At 57.6% G+C, this 17,899-nt stretch carries 12 protein-coding genes, 2 tRNA genes and 2 rRNA genes; 7 read left to right on the top strand and 9 right to left on the bottom strand.

Features of this window, described 5'->3' with window-relative positions:
• Nucleotides 1-50 precede the first annotated feature (50 nt).
• From ACMX25_RS22790 to ACMX25_RS22800, 3 genes are read right to left on the bottom strand one after another with little or no spacing between them, the layout of a single operon-like run.
• Entirely contained in the window at nt 51-779 is a 729-nt protein-coding gene (locus tag ACMX25_RS22790; RefSeq protein WP_414952324.1) for a histidine phosphatase family protein, read from the bottom strand.
• Complete coding sequence (locus ACMX25_RS22795; RefSeq protein ID WP_414952325.1) at nt 776-1,564, bottom strand: oxepin-CoA hydrolase, alternative type; 789 nt, start codon at nt 1,562-1,564, stop codon at nt 776-778. Before ACMX25_RS22795 ends, ACMX25_RS22790 begins: the two co-directional genes overlap by 4 nt.
• Entirely contained in the window at nt 1,561-3,102 is a 1,542-nt protein-coding gene (locus ACMX25_RS22800; RefSeq protein WP_414952326.1) for a 3-hydroxyacyl-CoA dehydrogenase, read from the bottom strand. The genes ACMX25_RS22795 and ACMX25_RS22800 overlap by 4 nt, the downstream gene beginning before the upstream one ends.
• A gap of 115 nt (nt 3,103-3,217) precedes the next feature.
• Between ACMX25_RS22800 and ACMX25_RS22805 the strand changes: the two genes are divergently transcribed.
• The gene (locus tag ACMX25_RS22805; protein WP_414952327.1) at nt 3,218-3,877 is read left to right on the top strand and encodes a glutathione S-transferase family protein; all 660 of its coding nucleotides are present in this window, start codon (nt 3,218-3,220) and stop codon (nt 3,875-3,877) included.
• Between the two features lie 3 nt (nt 3,878-3,880).
• Here the strand turns inward: ACMX25_RS22805 and ACMX25_RS22810 are convergent, their stop codons facing one another.
• Nucleotides 3,881-5,062 (bottom strand): pyridoxal phosphate-dependent aminotransferase, encoded by a 1,182-nt coding sequence (locus ACMX25_RS22810; protein ID WP_414952328.1) that lies wholly within the window; start codon nt 5,060-5,062, stop codon nt 3,881-3,883.
• 42 nt (nt 5,063-5,104) lie between these two features.
• Nucleotides 5,105-5,632, bottom strand: coding sequence for a putative toxin-antitoxin system toxin component, PIN family (locus ACMX25_RS22815; RefSeq protein ID WP_414952329.1), 528 nt, complete (start codon nt 5,630-5,632; stop codon nt 5,105-5,107).
• Nucleotides 5,633-5,687: 55 nt separating this feature from the next.
• On the opposite strand from ACMX25_RS22815, the gene yaaA reads away from it, so the two are divergent.
• Both yaaA and ACMX25_RS22825 read left to right on the top strand, forming a co-directional pair.
• Nucleotides 5,688-6,467, top strand: coding sequence for a peroxide stress protein YaaA (yaaA, locus tag ACMX25_RS22820; protein ID WP_414952330.1), 780 nt, complete (start codon nt 5,688-5,690; stop codon nt 6,465-6,467).
• Between the two features lie 32 nt (nt 6,468-6,499).
• The gene (locus tag ACMX25_RS22825) at nt 6,500-7,660 is read left to right on the top strand and encodes a M14 family metallopeptidase (RefSeq protein ID WP_414952331.1); all 1,161 of its coding nucleotides are present in this window, start codon (nt 6,500-6,502) and stop codon (nt 7,658-7,660) included.
• 148 nt (nt 7,661-7,808) lie between these two features.
• Here ACMX25_RS22825 and ACMX25_RS22830 read toward each other — a convergent pair whose 3' ends face one another.
• From ACMX25_RS22830 to ACMX25_RS22845, 4 genes are all read right to left on the bottom strand, one after another.
• Nucleotides 7,809-8,408: a BspC domain-containing protein gene (locus ACMX25_RS22830; RefSeq protein WP_414952332.1), complete on the bottom strand. Its 600-nt coding sequence runs from the start codon at nt 8,406-8,408 to the stop codon at nt 7,809-7,811.
• 163 nt (nt 8,409-8,571) lie between these two features.
• On the bottom strand, nt 8,572-9,246 hold the full coding sequence (locus ACMX25_RS22835) for a hypothetical protein (protein ID WP_414952333.1): 675 nt from the start codon (nt 9,244-9,246) through the stop codon (nt 8,572-8,574).
• A 117-nt stretch (nt 9,247-9,363) separates the two neighbouring features.
• Complete coding sequence (locus tag ACMX25_RS22840; protein ID WP_414952334.1) at nt 9,364-10,182, bottom strand: LuxR C-terminal-related transcriptional regulator; 819 nt, start codon at nt 10,180-10,182, stop codon at nt 9,364-9,366.
• A 762-nt stretch (nt 10,183-10,944) separates the two neighbouring features.
• Nucleotides 10,945-12,159: a DUF2863 family protein gene (locus ACMX25_RS22845; protein ID WP_414952335.1), complete on the bottom strand. Its 1,215-nt coding sequence runs from the start codon at nt 12,157-12,159 to the stop codon at nt 10,945-10,947.
• Between the two features lie 686 nt (nt 12,160-12,845).
• Between ACMX25_RS22845 and ACMX25_RS22850 the strand changes: the two genes are divergently transcribed.
• The 4 genes from ACMX25_RS22850 (at nt 12,846) to ACMX25_RS22865 (ending at nt 17,886) form a co-directional block, all read left to right on the top strand.
• Nucleotides 12,846-14,378: ribosomal RNA gene (locus ACMX25_RS22850) — 16S ribosomal RNA — on the top strand.
• A gap of 70 nt (nt 14,379-14,448) precedes the next feature.
• A tRNA-Ile gene (locus ACMX25_RS22855) sits at nt 14,449-14,525 on the top strand.
• Between the two features lie 65 nt (nt 14,526-14,590).
• A tRNA-Ala gene (locus ACMX25_RS22860) sits at nt 14,591-14,666 on the top strand.
• Nucleotides 14,667-15,005: 339 nt separating this feature from the next.
• Nucleotides 15,006-17,886 (top strand): 23S ribosomal RNA (locus tag ACMX25_RS22865).
• Together the 16S and 23S rRNA genes with 2 tRNA genes alongside form the textbook arrangement of a ribosomal RNA operon.
• Nucleotides 17,887-17,899: the final 13 nt, after the last annotated feature.

A 17,899-nucleotide genomic window follows, 5' to 3' on the forward strand; every position in this document is an offset into this window, starting at 1 on the left:
TTGTCTCCTCCGGTCTTGCGTTTATTTACCGAGGCACCGCGCTTGAGGCGCTATGACTTCATCAGCGATTTAAAGCGCACGAACTGCGCGTACAACAGTTCCATAGTTGTGTTGCGTACCGCGGCGTGAAGCGGCGAGGGCGGGGAATGATTCATCGCGCGGATGACCCAATCGGCCGGTTTATCGCCGACATCAAGCGCGTTGATGCAGCCCGTAGTCTGCGAAAGATGGCCGAAAAACGTGCGGCCGCCGCTGGTGATCGCGTGCGATAACAACGCGCGATTGACGCCGCCATGCAGCACAAGCAGCACGGTGTCCCAGGACGAATCGTCGCGTAGCCGTTGCATCGCGGGCAATACGCGATCAAGCAATTCGCCGATAGTCTCGCCACCCAGAAACGCAGTCGTTTCCGGCACGATGCCATCGAAGACGCTGAGAAACGCGCGCTCAAAATCTTTGGGTGGTAGATCACCCAGACGGCCGCCGCGAATCTCCTGCCATTCCGGCCATATATCGATGTCGATCTGCTGGCCCGTTTCTGCCAGCACGCGTTGCGCGGTTTCGAGCGTGCGCGGCAGACCGGTGGCGATGACTTTATCGAAGCGAATTTGCTGCGCCTTGAACTCGCGTCCCGCCGCGCTGGCTTCTTCCCGGCCGCGTTCGTTTAGCGGCACACCTTCGGGATCGATGGCACGGCCGGTTGCATCGAAGTAAGTGACGTCGCCGTGGCGCATCAGGAAAATACGGCGGCGTTTGGGCAGTTCGTACGAGGTCGTCATTTGTAGTGCGGTGGCCGTTTTTCGAGGAACGCGTTGATGCCTTCGAGCGCGTTGCCGTTATGAAGAGCATCGACGAAACCATCGCGTTCGTCATCCAGATGTTCCGCCAACGACTGCGTTTCGGCCGCGGTGATCAGCGTCTTGATCCGCGAGAGCGCTTTCGGCGCCATGCGGCCGAGTTCATCGGCCCACGCGATGGCCGCGTCGAGCGCTGCGCCCGGTTTCGTCACGCGGTTCACGACACCGACTTCATGCAGTCGCGTGGCGCCTATCGGTTTTGCCTCGAGCAGAATTTCGGTGGCGAGCGCACGCGGCAACGCGCGCGTGAGGAACCACGAGCCGCCGCCATCGGGCGTGAGGCCCACGCGCGAGTACGACATCACGAACTTGGCGTCGTCAGCCGCGACCAGCAGATCGCACGCGAGCGCCAGCGAGAACCCGGCGCCCGCCGCAGCGCCTTCCACAGCGGCGATCACCGGTTTCGTCGATGACCGCAACGCGATGATCCACTCGCCAAGCATGTCGATACTCGCAGCCTGTACCGACGGATCCTTCGCGCGGTTCTCAAGCAGGCGGTTCAGGTTGCCACCGGCGCAAAAGAAGTTATCGGCGCCGGTCAGCACGATCGCGCGCACCGACGTATCGCGTTCAGCCGTATTCATCGCTTCGATGCCGGCGGTGTACATGTCCGGGTGCAGCGCGTTGCGGGCGCCCGGATTGGACAGCTTGAGAACGAGCGTGGTGTCGCTTTCGGCGGGTCGGGCGGACAACAGTTCGGCGCTCATGCTGCGACCTCATCGAAGGTAAGCGACAAGCCGAGTTGCGCACGCCGTGCGAGCCACGGCGACGGACGATAACGCGGGTCACCGAGCACGGCCTGCATGTTGCGCAGGATCGTGAGAATGGTGCTTGCGCCGAGCGCGTCGCCCAGCGCCAGCGGACCGCGCGCATAACCTAGGCCAAGCGTCACGGCAAGGTCGATATCCGCAGGCGACGCAATGCGTTGCTGCGCGATATCGCAACCAATGTTGACGATGGTCGCCACCACGCGCTGCGCGACGAAGCCGGTCGAATCGCGAATCACGGTGACGGGAACGCCATCGAATGCGAAGAGCGCGTGCGCGGCATCGCGGAATTCGGCGGTCGTGGCGGGCGTGGTCATGATGGTGCGCCGGGTGGCATCGGCGAGGGGAAACAACGTGTCGATAGCGACCGTGCGCGACGCGTCGAGTTTCTCCGCGACGGCTGCGGTGGTGGCATCGTGGCCGAGCGGCGTGACAATAATCAGCGAATCCGGCGCGGGGCTGCCGCCGGTATCGATAGTCACCGCCGTTTCCATCTTCGCGATCAGCCGGAACACTTCTTCGCGCGCGTGGGCAGATGCCCGGCTGACCCATACGCGACGCGGCAACGTTGTAGGCGCCGGTGCCTCTTCGGGAACCTGCTGCTTGCCGTCCACGTATTTATAGAAACCTTCACCGACCTTGCGCCCGATCAAGCCACCGGCGAGCCGCGTGCCCGTGATAGGCGACGGCGTGAAGCGCGGTTCCTCGTAGAACTGGTGATAGATCGACTCCATCACCGGATGCGAGACGTCGAGCGCCGTCAGGTCGAGCAACTCGAACGGCCCGAGCCGGAAACCCGCTTGTTCGCGCATGATCCGGTCGATATCCGCGAAACTCGCCACGCCTTCGCTCGCGATCCGCAGGCCTTCGGTATTCATGCCGCGCCCGGCGTGATTCACGATGAACCCGGGCATGTCCTTCGCGCGCACGGCCGTGTGGCCCATTTGGCGGCCGAGCGCCATCAGCGCGTCGCCGGCAGCAGGGTCGCCGCGCAAGCCATCGATTACTTCGACCACTTTCATCAGCGGCACGGGGTTGAAGAAGTGCAGGCCGACCACGCGCTCCGGCTTGGCGCACCCTGCGGCAATGGCGGTAATGGACAGCGACGACGTATTCGACGCCAGGATGCAATCCGCACGGACCACGCTTTCCAGCTCGCGGAACAACTCGCGCTTGACCTCCAGCTTTTCCACGATCGCTTCGACCACCACATCGCAATCGGCCAGATCGCCGATCGCCCCAGCCGCATGAATGCGCGCCAGCGCCGCGTGGGCATCGGCTTCGTTCAGCTTGCCTTTTGTGGCGAGTTTGTTCAGGGTGTCAGCGAGATACTCGCGTGCAGCCGTGATGGCTTGCTGATTGGTGTCGTACAGACGCACGTTCAGGCCGCCGAGCGCTGCGATCTGCGCGATGCCGCGTCCCATCGCGCCACTGCCGACAATGCCAACGGTCCGAATCTCTGTATCGCGAAAACTCATGGCGTGTCTCACTCCTTTTTTGCTAGATTAGCACGATCGTACTGTTTATAAGATGACCCCAAAGACGATCGATTGCCTGTATTGATTAAAACGAAAGATGTCCAGGAGACTCAAGATGCTCAAGCTGTATGGTTTTCCGCTGTCCAACTACGTGAACAAGGTGAAATTCGTGCTGCTCGAACACGGCATTCCGTTCGAAGAGGTGCGCGCGAATTTCGGCCAGGACGAAGCAACCCTCGCGCGCTCGCCGCTTGGCAAGGTTCCGTATGTGGAAACCGAGGCTGGGGCGCTGTGCGAGTCGCAGGTGATTGTCGAATATCTGGCGAGCGCTTATCCGGAGAAGCCCATTTTTTCCGCCGATCCGTTCACGGCCGCCAAGGAGCGCGAGATGATCGTGTTCCTCGAAACGCATCTTGAACTGGTTGCGCGCGAGCTCTACAAGCAGGCGTTTTTCGGCGGCACGGTGACTGACTACACGAAGGTACGCGCGGAAAAACGGCTCAGGCATGGCATCGCCGGATTGAAGCGGATTGCGAGGTTCGAACCGTACGCGCTCGGCACGACCTTCAGTATCGCCGATGTAAGCGCGTTCGTGAATTTGCCGCTGATCGGGCTGACGACGAAAGCCATCTATGGAGGGGATTTCCTGCTGGAATCGGGGATCGACTGGAAGACTCACAACAAGCTGGTGGGCGAGCGGTCGGCCGCACAAAAGGTCACGGCCGACCGGCTCGCCTTCATGGACGCGCAGAAAAAAGCGCTGCCGAAGATATAGCCGTTAAAGGGTGGCGAGACGTTCAAGCGCGGTGCGTAACGTCTCTTCCTTTTTCGCGAAGCAAAAACGCACGACGCCCGATTCGTGGCTCTCGTGATAGAACGCCGAAACCGGAATGGCGGCGACCCCGATTTCGCTCGTGAGCCATTGCGAGAATTCGGCCTCAGGCAGGTCGCTGATGGCCGAATAGTCGACGCACTGGAAATACGTGCCGTCGCAAGGCAGCAGCTTGAAGCGCGAGTTGGCCAGCCCTTCGCGGAAAAAGTCGCGTTTTTGCTGATAAAACGCGGGTAATTCCAGATACGGCGCGGGATCTTTGAGGTATTCCGCAATGCCGACCTGCATCGGCGTATTCACGGTGAAGACGTTGAACTGGTGAACCTTGCGGAATTCCGCCGTCAGCGCGGCGGGCGCCGCGACATAGCCGATCTTCCAGCCCGTCACGTGGAAAGTCTTGCCGAAACTCGACACCACGAAACTGCGCGCGGCGAGCTCTGGGTATCGGCACACGCTTTCGTGCGGAGCGCCGTCGAAGACCATGTGTTCGTAGACTTCGTCGGAGAGGACCAGCAGGTCGGTGCCGCGCAGGATCTCGTCGAGCTTCTGCATGTCCTCGGCGCGCCAGACGCGGCCCGTCGGATTGTGCGGTGAGTTGATGATCAGCAAGCGCGTTTCCGGCGTGATCGCGGCCGCGATCTTGTCGAAGGGCAGCGCGTAATCGGGTGCTTCCAGCGATACAAACACCGGTTTGCCGCCCGCCAACTCGATGGCGGGCACGTAACAGTCGTACATCGGCTCGATCACGATGACTTCGTCGCCCGGATGCACGCAGCACAAGATGGCGGTCAGGATGGCCTGGGTCGCGCCGGCCGTGACGGTGATCTCGCGCTCGATGTCGTAGTGGCGGCCGTACAGCCGTTCGATCTTCTCGCTGATCGCGTGGCGCAACGGCGCGGCGCCGGCCATCGGCGGATATTGGTTGTGGCCGTCGCGCATGGCCGTCGATACGGCGTCCACGATGCGCGGATCGCATGCGAAATCCGGAAAGCCCTGGCCTAGATTGACCGCGCCTTTCTGTGTCGCAAGCGCGCTCATGACCGTGAAAATGGTCGTGCCGACGTTCGGCAAACGCGAGGCAATGGCGGGAACAGCGGACGAAGTCGGAAGGTCGTGCGAGGCGTTCATGGCGTGGGCGATCGGCTGCGCTAAAAGGAAATGTGTCCTATTTTAAACGTCGAAAGCGTTTGTTACCTCGTTCGTTGCTTTAGTTGTTTCTTCATAAGCTTCAATGTCCGCTTTCAGGCTGCCTAAGAAGCTGGCTACGAACGGCGCGGGCTGGGCGATTCGAAACCCGAAATCGCGTGCCGTGCGTTTCGCGAGTTTAAGCACGGCGCGATCCTTCGATACCAGCCAGTCGGCCTTGCTCGCGTGCGCCAGTTCGAGAAACTTCTGGTCGTCGCGATCGCGGCATTTCGGCAGCGGCGGCGCGTCTGCAGGCGGCGGTTCGGGCGCGACGAATTGCGAAAGCCGCGCGACCGTTTCAAGCGCTTCGGATTTATTCACGGCGAAGCGCGCGAATTGCGGATAGTCCAGCACATATGTCAGTTCTTTGAGGCAGCGCGCATCGATCAGCGCTTGCAGCGTGCCGGCTTCAAGCGCGGCACGGATTGGGCGCGTAATGGGGTCATCGAATACCAGGATGTCGATCCAGACATTCGAATCGAGCACGGCGCGCAGCACGGGGGATTTTTTCATTCGATACAATCGAGGGTTTCCGTCTTCATCGTTGGCAGCATGCCGGCGAGCCCCTATGATAATCGTTCTATCGCCGGCCAAATCGCTCGACTACGAGACCCCGCCTCACGTCAGCAAGCACACGTTGCCTGAATTCGCCGCCGATTCCGCTGAACTCATCGACGCGTTGCGCAAGCTCTCGCCACAGGAAATCGGCAGCCTCATGCATATCTCCGATCCCCTCGCGCGCCTCAATTTCCAGCGCTATGCGGACTGGTCGCCGAGCTTTGACACGCATAATTCGAAGCAGGCCATGCTGGCGTTTAACGGCGATGTCTACGAAGGTTTCGACGCAAAGTCGCTGCAAGCGGCGGATCTCGACTACGCTCAAACTCATGTGCGCGTACTCTCCGGATTGTACGGACTGCTGCGGCCGCTGGATCTGTTGCAACCGTATCGGCTGGAAATGGGCACGAAGTTCGCCAACGCGCGCGGCAAGGATTTGTATGCGTTTTGGGGTGATCGAATCACGTCAGCCCTGAACGCGCAGATGAAAAAACAGAAGGGCGCGCGCGTGCTGGTGAACTGCGCGTCCAACGAGTATTTCAAGTCGGTGCAGCCGAAGCGCCTGGACGCGCCGGTGATATCGCCGGTCTTCCAGGACTGGAAAAATGGCCAGTACAAGATCATCAGTTTTCACGCGAAACGCGCGCGGGGCATGATGGCGCGATTTGCCGTGCAGCATCGGATTGACGAGCCGGAAGGCCTGAAGGCTTTCGACAGCGATGGGTATGCCTTCGATAAAAAGGCATCCACCGAAACGAGTTATGTGTATCGACGGCGGCTGGGTTCTTGAGCGCCACGAGCACGCACTATTAAGGAAGCGTCATGAGCATTTCAATCACGAGTCAATTCGATGCAGGCGCGATCGAGGTTGTGTCCGCCGAGGACCCCGCGGCCATTCGCTTGCGTGTGCGGCCGGACAGCCACGCCGAGTTCGCACAGTGGTTCTACTTCCGCGTCTCGGGCGTGCGCGACGAGCCGCTCACGATGAACTTCGAAAACGCCGCTGACTGCGCGTTCGCCGATGGTTGGCGCGAGTATCGGGCAGTGGCGAGCTACGATCGCATCAACTGGTTCCGTGTGCCGACTCGTTACGACGGCCGCGTCTTGACCATCGAGCACACGCCGGATTTCGATGCCGTGTATTACGCCTATTTCGAGCCGTATAGCGAAGAGCGCCATGCAGGATTTCTCGGTGCCGTTCAGCAAATGCCGCACGCGACGCTGACTGAAATAGGCCGGACGGTGCAAGGCCGGCCCATGTCGCTCGTGTCGCTTGGGTTGACCGAAGAGACCGAGCGCCCGGTGAAGCCGAAGAAGAACGTGTGGATCATCGCGCGCCAGCATCCCGGCGAGACCATGGCCGAGTGGTTCGTGGAAGGTCTGGTCAAACGGCTGGCGGGCTGGGGCGACTGGGCGGGTGATCCTGTCGCACGATTGATCTTCGATCACGCCGTGTTCCATATCGTGCCGAACATGAATCCCGACGGCAGCGTGCTCGGCAATCTGCGCACCAACGCCGCGGGTGCCAACCTGAATCGCGAATGGATGGAACCGGACGCCGCGCGCAGTCCTGAAGTGCTGGCCGTTCGTAATGCCATCCACGCGCTGGGCTGTGATCTTTTCTTCGATATCCACGGCGACGAAGCGCTGCCTTACGTGTTCGTGGCCGGGTCGGAGATGCTGCCCGGCTTTACTGAAAAGCAGGCGCTGGAACAGAAGGCGTTCATCGAATGCTTCAAGCAGGCGAGTCCCGATTTTCAGGACGTGTACGGCTATGAAGCGAGCAAGTACCAGACGGACGCGTTGAAGCTGGCATCCAAATATGTGGGCAATGAGTTCGGATGTTTGTCGTTGACGCTTGAGATGCCGTTCAAGGACAACGCGAATTTGCCGGACGAGCGGGTTGGATGGAACGGCGAGCGCAGCGCCGCGCTGGGGGCGTCGATGCTTCAGGCTATCCTGCGGCATCTGCAGGCGTTCTGAGGTTGGCGCGCTGGTGCGCATGCGATGCCTGCGCGTTCTGAAGGGTGTATATCAAAAGGGTGTGATCGCTGGATAGCGATCACACCCTTTTGCATTGACGTTGAGGTTGAGACGATGGCTCGGAGAACGTGCCTCAGAGCCCCACGGCTCAGTGCTTCTTTTTGCTCGCCGATTTTTTCGTCGTCTTGCTGCCTGCCGATTTCGAGCTCGTTTTCCCTTTGCCCTTGACCGCACCATGCCGGCCTCTTGCACCGTGGCTCGAGCGGGGTTCAGCTCGCGGCGTGGCTGACGGCACCGGATCGTTCCAGCCGAAAGCCAGCATCTGGCTGCCTACATAGCCGCAACGGAACTTCAGCGTAGAAGGCGTGGAGTCGCCCTCCTTGGTGACCCCAAGGCCCTCGACCGTCACGACGTTGTCCACCTTGATGCGTTGCTTGTGGTCGTCGAATGAGTCGTTCCAGGGGACGATGCTGCCATGAGCGGAATCGAAGGAACTGGCGGGAAACTCCACATGATCGAACGCCGTCGATGTACTCGCCACGAAACTTCCGTGGGCAGCGCAGTCGGCCACCAGGGGATTGGCGTTGAAGTCGGTAACGAAGTGATTGACGAGCTCGTTGCGTTCGTCAAGCGTATCAGCGAACGCAGTAGCGCTGCACGCGGCCGACGCCAGGGTCGCCATTGATGCAACTGCCACCAGCCGGCCGACCAGCCGGAGCAGTCGACGCGGTACTTGAATACTATCCATCAGGTTATGCACTAAAGAGACAACAGGCACGTAAGATGCCCGACAGTGAGGTGGAGTTCCATCTTATATTAAATTCTTTCACGAACTGCCAAAGATGCCCGGCCTCGACACAGCTTCTGCCGAGGACCTTGATGCGGGACAAGATTTGGAATCGATACAGCGTTTAGACGCGCGGCCCACGATCCAGCCGATAACGCCGGACGTCGAACGTAGTGATCCAGGCAGGCCGGTAGACGGTGATCAGGATGGTGAATACGCCGGAGAACAAGGCCTCGCCGGCTACGAGCAGGGAGGCAGCTAGCGTAAATCCGGCCGGGATAATCATCGCGCCATTTGCAAGCACGATTTCCAGCAACAGCCCCGCGGAACATGCTACTGCGACAGCGCACGCTGATGTCAGGAAACCGTGGCCGACGATAAAGACAAACAGACTGCGCGGAATCCACGCCTGGATAGCTTTCTGTAGCAGCGACGAAACGGCGACGGGCAATGCCCCGAACAATAAGAAGGTCACGGGAACACCGGGCCATGAGGCATCCAGCACGACCGCCGCCAAACCGGTTGTCACCGCCATGCCGACCATTGCGAGTTGCCAGTCGAACAGCGTGACCATAAGCGTTGCGCCTAGTAGATGAATGGCGGGTCCATCTTCGAACCAGGTATTGCACGCCCACAGTACCGTGACGGCAACCACAATGCCGAACCAGACGTGTTGAAGCGTCCCGTCCTGCAACCGTCGAAACGGGTTCTTCCAAATTGCAAGGGCGAGCACACCCGCAGTGACAATCCAGCCACCTATTGCGAGCCAAAGCGGAAGAGGTGTGTAGAAGAAACCCATAAATCTTATATTACTCGTTTGCGCCAGAAAACGTGTGCATTGACTGTGCCAGCGGGGATTTTCCAACACGCAACGCGTTAATTTACGCGTTGCGTGCGGGCTGTGAAATAAGCGCGTTCAGTCGCCGAAACGAGGTTGAGGTTCTGCTGCCATTGGCAGCAGATGTTCTTCAAGCTCCGGCCGTGGCGCATACGCCAGCAAAGCGGCCGTGCGCAGCGGCACGGGACCGGCATCGCCGAGCGCCGGCCTTGGCGACGCGTCAGCCTCGCGCTTCAGGACTTCCAGGTAGCCGTTCTGCCAGACGTTATAAATAGCGACGGCGGCTGCGCGATTCGGCGCACCGAGTTGCTGGAAAATGCTGCCCAAGTGAATTTTTACGGTGCCCTCGCTGATTCCAAGTGTTTTCGCAATGATCTTGTTGGTGCTGCCCATGTGCACGCACCGCATGATTTGCTGTTGGCGCAGTGACAAAGTGTTGAAGCGCTTTGAGCCCTTTCGGATTTCTTTCGGCTCAGTGTCGCGACGTGACAGGAAAACAGGCTCGAGCGCGGGGTCAAGCGCGCACGCGGGAACGTAATGGCCGCCCAGCAGAACCATTTCGAGCGTCCTGACAATCAGCGTAGGGTCGAGATCGCGCGGCACCACGCCGAGGACACCTGCGCTCAGAAGAAGTCGGACCTGAGCGGTCGACGCTTCGTCCACGATGATTGCCGCAGGAATCCCGGGGAAGGCATTCAACAGCGTGCGCAGGTCTGCCATGCGCATGGCGTCGTGCCAGTCGATCACGATCATGTCCGGCTCGAGCCGCAAGATCGCACTTGCCGCTTGCCGCCAGTCTTTTGCCTCATTGAAACGCGCGCGCCGGTCGATATGCCTCAAGAGCGCCTTCAAACCTTCGCGACGCTCGGCTTCGAAGTTGACTATGGTGAATTTCATGCGTGCCTCGTTGTTATATGGGTTCGGCGCGATGCCCGCTGCCGGGCGGGCGATATGCGGCTAACCAATAATGACCAATCGCGGCCGAAATTGCGCCCTGACCGAATGGCATAGGCATTACGCACAAAATCCCCCGCAGTGTTTCGCTTGGCGGTTGATTTAGCGAATTAATTTCAATTCAGGGAGGCTTTGTTAGGAGGGTTCTGAAATGCGTGCGCGCGATGTTGGGATGTGTCTTAAGTATGAGTGCGAATACGAGACGAGATGAGACGTATCCGAAGCGTGCTTCCGCGCTCTGGCATCGGAATAAATTTGGATAATTGGGATTGCATTTGCTTGAATCCACGAACGGCGTTGTTTTCATTGAACAACTTGGCAAGTGGCTTGAGGTTTTCGCTGTCTTCACGCACGGATTTTGTTCGCCCGGCAGTGTTGACGGGGCGATAGATAGTGGCTTGTAGAATGGAAACACGAGGAGCCGCTGCTGCCCGGATCGCATCTCATAGACGACAGGGCGGAGGTATTCGGTCGCTGAGGGTGCTGCATGAAAAAGAACCGTTCCAACGGGCGCTGGAACGGTTCTTTGTATCGCATCGGGAAAGTTACAAATGGGCCCGTCAAGATGGGCGTTGCATCTTCTCGCCGGGTCCGGAAGCGCTAACTTCTCGATCCCTCGTGATGATGCAAATGAGGGGAGGGTGGCAACAAGCGGCACACGAGACCCAAACGCCTTCGCCCTCCAGCTTCTTCAAACCTCTTACCTCAGTGAAAATGAGGCTGGGCTGGCTCAGCGTCTTCGGGCATTTCCGCGTGGACAATTTCCCCGAGCGGATCCGCGTACAGCGGCACGCCGCAATCGTCGCAATATTCAGGTTCGAAACGGCCGGTGTGTCGGCGCACGTCGGTCACGCCCGAGCGCTTCAACAGCGCGACGATCTCTTCGACCGGACCATCCGCGCCCTCTAACTCGGCCGCTTCTTCGGCCGCGTTAATCTCGCCGTTTTCTCGTCCGTAAAGTGGCCAGACGACGCCATAGATCACTTCGTTGCTGCCACGGCGCGTAAAGCCGATCCGATATTCATCGACGCGTTGCTCGCCAAATCCCGCAATCACGGCACGTAGTTCGTCAGGCGCCGTTCCGAGCGTGTCGAACAGGTACCGAACCGCGGTGCGGACCGAGTGCGGCCGAACCTGTTCGTCGGCGTCACGACATGCCGAATAGTAGGCGTCTGGCAGCAGACATTCGAATTCGCAGCCGGGCAGGATGGCCGCAAAACTGGCGCCGCCTTGGGTCGCCCAGTGTTCAAGACACTGGCCGCGTTCGATCCGGGTGCCGGCCGTTTCCTCTTGCCATCGAAACAGCGCGGCGCCAACAGGCACGATGGCCATCGCCAGCAGAAAGCGCGGGTCCGCAAGTATGGGCGATGTTTCGGGCAGGTCACCGAGGTTGAGGCGTGCAGGCGCGTGGCCGAGCACGGCCTGTATGAGCTGCTGCGCGACGCGTGCAGTTTCCACGTGGTGCCGCGGTAACTGGTCGATGCTATAGAGGTACGGCGCGAGCGCCACTTTCGCGCCTTCCGCGAGCACGTGCGCTTGCAATTGGATACGCAACGCGTCGACCACTTCGGCTTTGAGCGGCCCGGAAGGGATCGAGTAGCGCGTCCAGGCCAGCACGGGCGCCGCAATCAGCAGCGCTTCGTGCGGCACACCGTCGATCTCGATTGCGAACGACTCGCTTTGTGTTTCCGCCATATCGGCGAGCGCGCCGTAAGCGTCGGGGAACTTGAGTTGGAGGTGATCGAGCGCGGCATCGAGCGCGGTCTGATTGCCGTTGCGAACAATTTTCCCGAGAAGCGTGTCGAGGCGCGCTTCCCAGAATCGGTCTTCTATCCGGCTGCCCGATGCGAACAGCGAGAGCGAAAGACCGACGAGCTTGTCGGCATCCGGGGGAAGTCGTTTGGCGATTCGCGAGCGCATAGGAGGCAGTTATCAGGTGCAGAGAACCTTAGATTGTAGTCGCTATGAGTCGGGTTGGACCATTAGTGCGCGGCCTCTCTGCGATGCTGGTTTTGGAGCTTCGCTAAAGCTTCCCCGCGCCTGCCTTTGGCGCGCTTTGTAGGTGTGGAGAAATGCACCGCTGAAATTCTTTTCATGAACCCCTTGCGCGAGTGAGAAACGGGCACTAGAATTCCGTTCCTTCGCTTCACGAAGAGGCGAAGGGAAGTGAGAAAGTGCAGATGGCGTATCGTTTAAGAGGATGCCGCAAAGCCAAGCAGGACGGGCTTCGCAGCGAATCGGAAAGTCGGGGTTGAGTAAAAAACCTGTTGACGAAAAGCGAAACGCAGGACATAATCTCGTTTCTGTGCTGCAGATGCAGCGACGCGAAAGCGGCAGGGTTCTGAGGGTTGGGATCGTGCGGTGGGTAGCGAATGTTCTTTAAAAACTAACAGCCGATAAGTGTGGGCGCTTGGTGTTTTGCTTTAAGCGTGGTGGTGTTTTCCGGGGTAACCCGGGAGGTGCTGCCGTGAAGCGAAAGTATCAAGTCTCACACTAGTATTAAGGTAGGTTTTGAGCGTCTTTCGGGTAACTGGAAGATGGGAGGAACTTGTCAGTACGTTGAGTGAGCGACCTATTCGCAAGAATAGAAAACAGTAACAGGCATTGAACTGAAGAGTTTGATCCTGGCTCAGATTGAACGCTGGCGGCATGCCTTACACATGCAAGTCGAACGGCAGCACGGGAGTAATCCTGGTGGCGAGTGGCGAACGGGTGAGTAATACATCGGAACGTGTCCTGTAGTGGGGGATAGCCCGGCGAAAGCCGGATTAATACCGCATACGATCTACGGAAGAAAGCGGGGGATCCTTCGGGACCTCGCGCTATAGGGGCGGCCGATGGCAGATTAGCTAGTTGGTGGGGTAAAGGCCTACCAAGGCGACGATCTGTAGCTGGTCTGAGAGGACGACCAGCCACACTGGGACTGAGACACGGCCCAGACTCCTACGGGAGGCAGCAGTGGGGAATTTTGGACAATGGGGGAAACCCTGATCCAGCAATGCCGCGTGTGTGAAGAAGGCCTTCGGGTTGTAAAGCACTTTTGTCCGGAAAGAAAACCTTTGGGCTAATACCCTGAGGGGATGACGGTACCGGAAGAATAAGCACCGGCTAACTACGTGCCAGCAGCCGCGGTAATACGTAGGGTGCGAGCGTTAATCGGAATTACTGGGCGTAAAGCGTGCGCAGGCGGTTCGTTAAGACAGATGTGAAATCCCCGGGCTTAACCTGGGAACTGCATTTGTGACTGGCGAGCTAGAGTATGGCAGAGGGGGGTAGAATTCCACGTGTAGCAGTGAAATGCGTAGAGATGTGGAGGAATACCGATGGCGAAGGCAGCCCCCTGGGCCAATACTGACGCTCATGCACGAAAGCGTGGGGAGCAAACAGGATTAGATACCCTGGTAGTCCACGCCCTAAACGATGTCAACTAGTTGTTGGGTCTTCATTGACTTAGTAACGTAGCTAACGCGTGAAGTTGACCGCCTGGGGAGTACGGTCGCAAGATTAAAACTCAAAGGAATTGACGGGGACCCGCACAAGCGGTGGATGATGTGGATTAATTCGATGCAACGCGAAAAACCTTACCTACCCTTGACATGGTCGGAACCCTGCTGAAAGGTGGGGGTGCTCGAAAGAGAACCGATACACAGGTGCTGCATGGCTGTCGTCAGCTCGTGTCGTGAGATGTTGGGTTAAGTCCCGCAACGAGCGCAACCCTTGTCCTTAGTTGCTACGCAAGAGCACTCTAAGGAGACTGCCGGTGACAAACCGGAGGAAGGTGGGGATGACGTCAAGTCCTCATGGCCCTTATGGGTAGGGCTTCACACGTCATACAATGGTCGGAACAGAGGGCTGCCAACCCGTGAGGGGGAGCTAATCCCAGAAAACCGATCGTAGTCCGGATCGTAGTCTGCAACTCGACTACGTGAAGCTGGAATCGCTAGTAATCGCGGATCAGCATGCCGCGGTGAATACGTTCCCGGGTCTTGTACACACCGCCCGTCACACCATGGGAGTGGGTTTTACCAGAAGTGGCTAGTCTAACCGCAAGGAGGACGGTCACCACGGTAGGATTCATGACTGGGGTGAAGTCGTAACAAGGTAGCCGTATCGGAAGGTGCGGCTGGATCACCTCCTTTCTCGAGCTCAAACGTATTGAAGTGAAGTGCTAAAGCGCTCACGCTTATCGGCTGTAAGAAGACAGGCTAAGGGTCTGTAGCTCAGTTGGTTAGAGCACCGTCTTGATAAGGCGGGGGTCGTTGGTTCGAATCCAACCAGACCCACCATTTACTCTTGAGCGTTTGAAAGAACGTGAAATGATAAATGCAGACCCTCAGGCATCAAGGTACTTGGGGGATTAGCTCAGCTGGGAGAGCACCTGCTTTGCAAGCAGGGGGTCGTCGGTTCGATCCCGTCATCCTCCACCAATCACCAACGCATAGCATTCTTTGCACACGAGAGTGATTATGCATTGGCGATTGAGCCAGTCAGTAAGCAATTTAAGGCATAGCGCTTTAAGTTGTGCTGTCGTTCTTTAACAATCTGGAAGAAGTAGTAAAGAGATTCACGAAAATACACTTAGAGATGGGTGTGTGAGTAGGTGAATCAGGGTTGTGATTGTATCAATGTATGAAAAGGTGATCGAAAGATTGCTTTGGAATACGGCGCAACACGAATACTCAACCTATAGCGGTGTGAAAGAGGTTTCATCGGCATTGAACTTCGGTTCGGTGTAGAGCGAACTCTCGGAGACACACTCGTTATAGGGTCAAGCGAACAAGTGCATGTGGTGGATGCCTTGGCGATCACAGGCGATGAAGGACGCGGTAGCCTGCGAAAAGCGACGGGGAGCTGGCAAACGAGCTTTGATCCGTCGATGTCCGAATGGGGAAACCCGGCCCTTCTGGGTCATCCTGAGCTGAATACATAGGCTCAGTGAAGCGAACGCGGTGAACTGAAACATCTAAGTAACCGCAGGAAAAGAAATCAACCGAGATTCCCAAAGTAGTGGCGAGCGAAATGGGATCAGCCTGTACTCTTTAGCACGACCGTTAGCCGAACACTCTGGAAAGTGTGGCCATAGCAGGTGATAGCCCTGTAGGCGAAAGCGGATGTGTGGAACTAGGTGTACGACAAGTAGGGCGGGACACGTGAAATCCTGTCTGAAGATGGGGGGACCATCCTCCAAGGCTAAATACTCGTGATCGACCGATAGTGAACCAGTACCGTGAGGGAAAGGCGAAAAGAACCCCGGGAGGGGAGTGAAATAGATCCTGAAACCGCATGCATACAAACAGTCGGAGCCTCGCAAGGGGTGACGGCGTACCTTTTGTATAATGGGTCAGCGACTTACGTTCAGTAGCAAGGTTAACTGATTAAGGCAGCCGTAGCGAAAGCGAGTCCGAATAGGGCGTTCAGTTGCTGGGCGTAGACCCGAAACCAAGTGATCTATCCATGGCCAGGTTGAAGGTGCGGTAACACGTACTGGAGGACCGAACCCACTAATGTTGAAAAATTAGGGGATGAGCTGTGGATAGGGGTGAAAGGCTAAACAAACTTGGAAATAGCTGGTTCTCTCCGAAAACTATTTAGGTAGTGCCTCGTGTATCACCTTCGGGGGTAGAGCACTGTCATGGTTGTGGGGTCCATTGCGGATTACTACGCCATAGCAAACTCCGAATACCGAAGAGTGCAATCACGGGAGACAGACATCGGGTGCTAACGTCCGGTGTCAAGAGGGAAACAACCCAGACCGCCAGCTAAGGTCCCCAAATATTGCTAAGTGGGAAACGAAGTGGGAAGGCTAAAACAGTCAGGAGGTTGGCTTAGAAGCAGCCACCCTTTAAAGAAAGCGTAATAGCTCACTGATCGAGTCGTCCTGCGCGGAAGATGTAACGGGGCTAAGCAATATACCGAAGCTGCGGATGCGAGATTTATCTCGCATGGTAGGAGAGCGTTCCGTAAGCCTGTGAAGGTGCATTGAAAAGTGTGCTGGAGGTATCGGAAGTGCGAATGCTGACATGAGTAGCGATAAAGGGGGTGAAAAGCCCCCTCGCCGTAAGCCCAAGGTTTCCTACGCAACGTTCATCGGCGTAGGGTGAGTCGGCCCCTAAGGCGAGGCAGAAATGCGTAGCTGATGGGAAGCAGGTTAATATTCCTGCACCATTGTTAAATGCGATGGGGGGACGGATCGCGGAAGGTTGTCCGGGTGTTGGAAGTCCCGGTCCTTGCATTGGAGAAGGCGCTTAGGCAAATCCGGGCGCGTAATTCAAGGGTGTGAGGCCATTCGCTTAGGCGAAGAAGCAATCGGAAGTGGTTCCAAGAAAAGCCTCTAAGCTTCAGTTTAACAAGACCGTACCGCAAACCGACACAGGTGGGCGAGATGAGTATTCTAAGGCGCTTGAGAGAACTCGGGAGAAGGAACTCGGCAAATTGGTACCGTAACTTCGGGATAAGGTACGCCCCTGTAGCTTGACTGGCCTGCGCCAGGAGGGTGAAGGGGTTGCAATAAACTGGTGGCTGCGACTGTTTAATAAAAACACAGCACTCTGCAAACACGAAAGTGGACGTATAGGGTGTGACGCCTGCCCGGTGCCGGAAGATTAAATGATGGGGTGCAAGCTCTTGATTGAAGTCCCGGTAAACGGCGGCCGTAACTATAACGGTCCTAAGGTAGCGAAATTCCTTGTCGGGTAAGTTCCGACCTGCACGAATGGCGTAACGATGGCCACACTGTCTCCTCCCGAGACTCAGCGAAGTTGAAGTGTTTGTGATGATGCAATCTCCCCGCGGCTAGACGGAAAGACCCCATGAACCTTTACTGTAGCTTTGCATTGGACTTTGAACCGATCTGTGTAGGATAGGTGGGAGGCTATGAAACCGGAACGCTAGTTTCGGTGGAGCCGTCCTTGAAATACCACCCTGGTTTGTTTGAGGTTCTAACCTTGGTCCGTGATCCGGATCGGGGACAGTGCATGGTAGGCAGTTTGACTGGGGCGGTCTCCTCCCAAAGTGTAACGGAGGAGTACGAAGGTACGCTAGGTACGGTCGGAAATCGTGCTGATAGTGCAATGGCATAAGCGTGCTTAACTGCGAGACCGACAAGTCGAGCAGGTGCGAAAGCAGGTCATAGTGATCCGGTGGTTCTGTATGGAAGGGCCATCGCTCAACGGATAAAAGGTACTCTGGGGATAACAGGCTGATACCGCCCAAGAGTTCATATCGACGGCGGTGTTTGGCACCTCGATGTCGGCTCATCTCATCCTGGGGCTGTAGCCGGTCCCAAGGGTATGGCTGTTCGCCATTTAAAGAGGTACGTGAGCTGGGTTTAAAACGTCGTGAGACAGTTTGGTCCCTATCTGCCGTGGGCGTTGGATATTTGAAGGGGGCTGCTCCTAGTACGAGAGGACCGGAGTGGACGAACCTCTGGTGTACCGGTTGTCACGCCAGTGGCATCGCCGGGTAGCTATGTTCGGAAGAGATAACCGCTGAAAGCATCTAAGCGGGAAACTCGCCTTGAGATGAGATATCCCTGGAGCTTCGAGCTCCTTGAAGGGTCGTTCTAGACCAGGACGTTGATAGGTCAGGTGTGGAAGTGCAGTAATGCATTAAGCTAACTGATACTAATTGCCCGTAAGGCTTGATCCTATAACCAGTGTGT

Origin of the sequence: Caballeronia eucalypticola, assembly GCF_047608185.1 — a bacterium.
Taxonomy (GTDB): Bacteria; Pseudomonadota; Gammaproteobacteria; order Burkholderiales; family Burkholderiaceae; genus Caballeronia.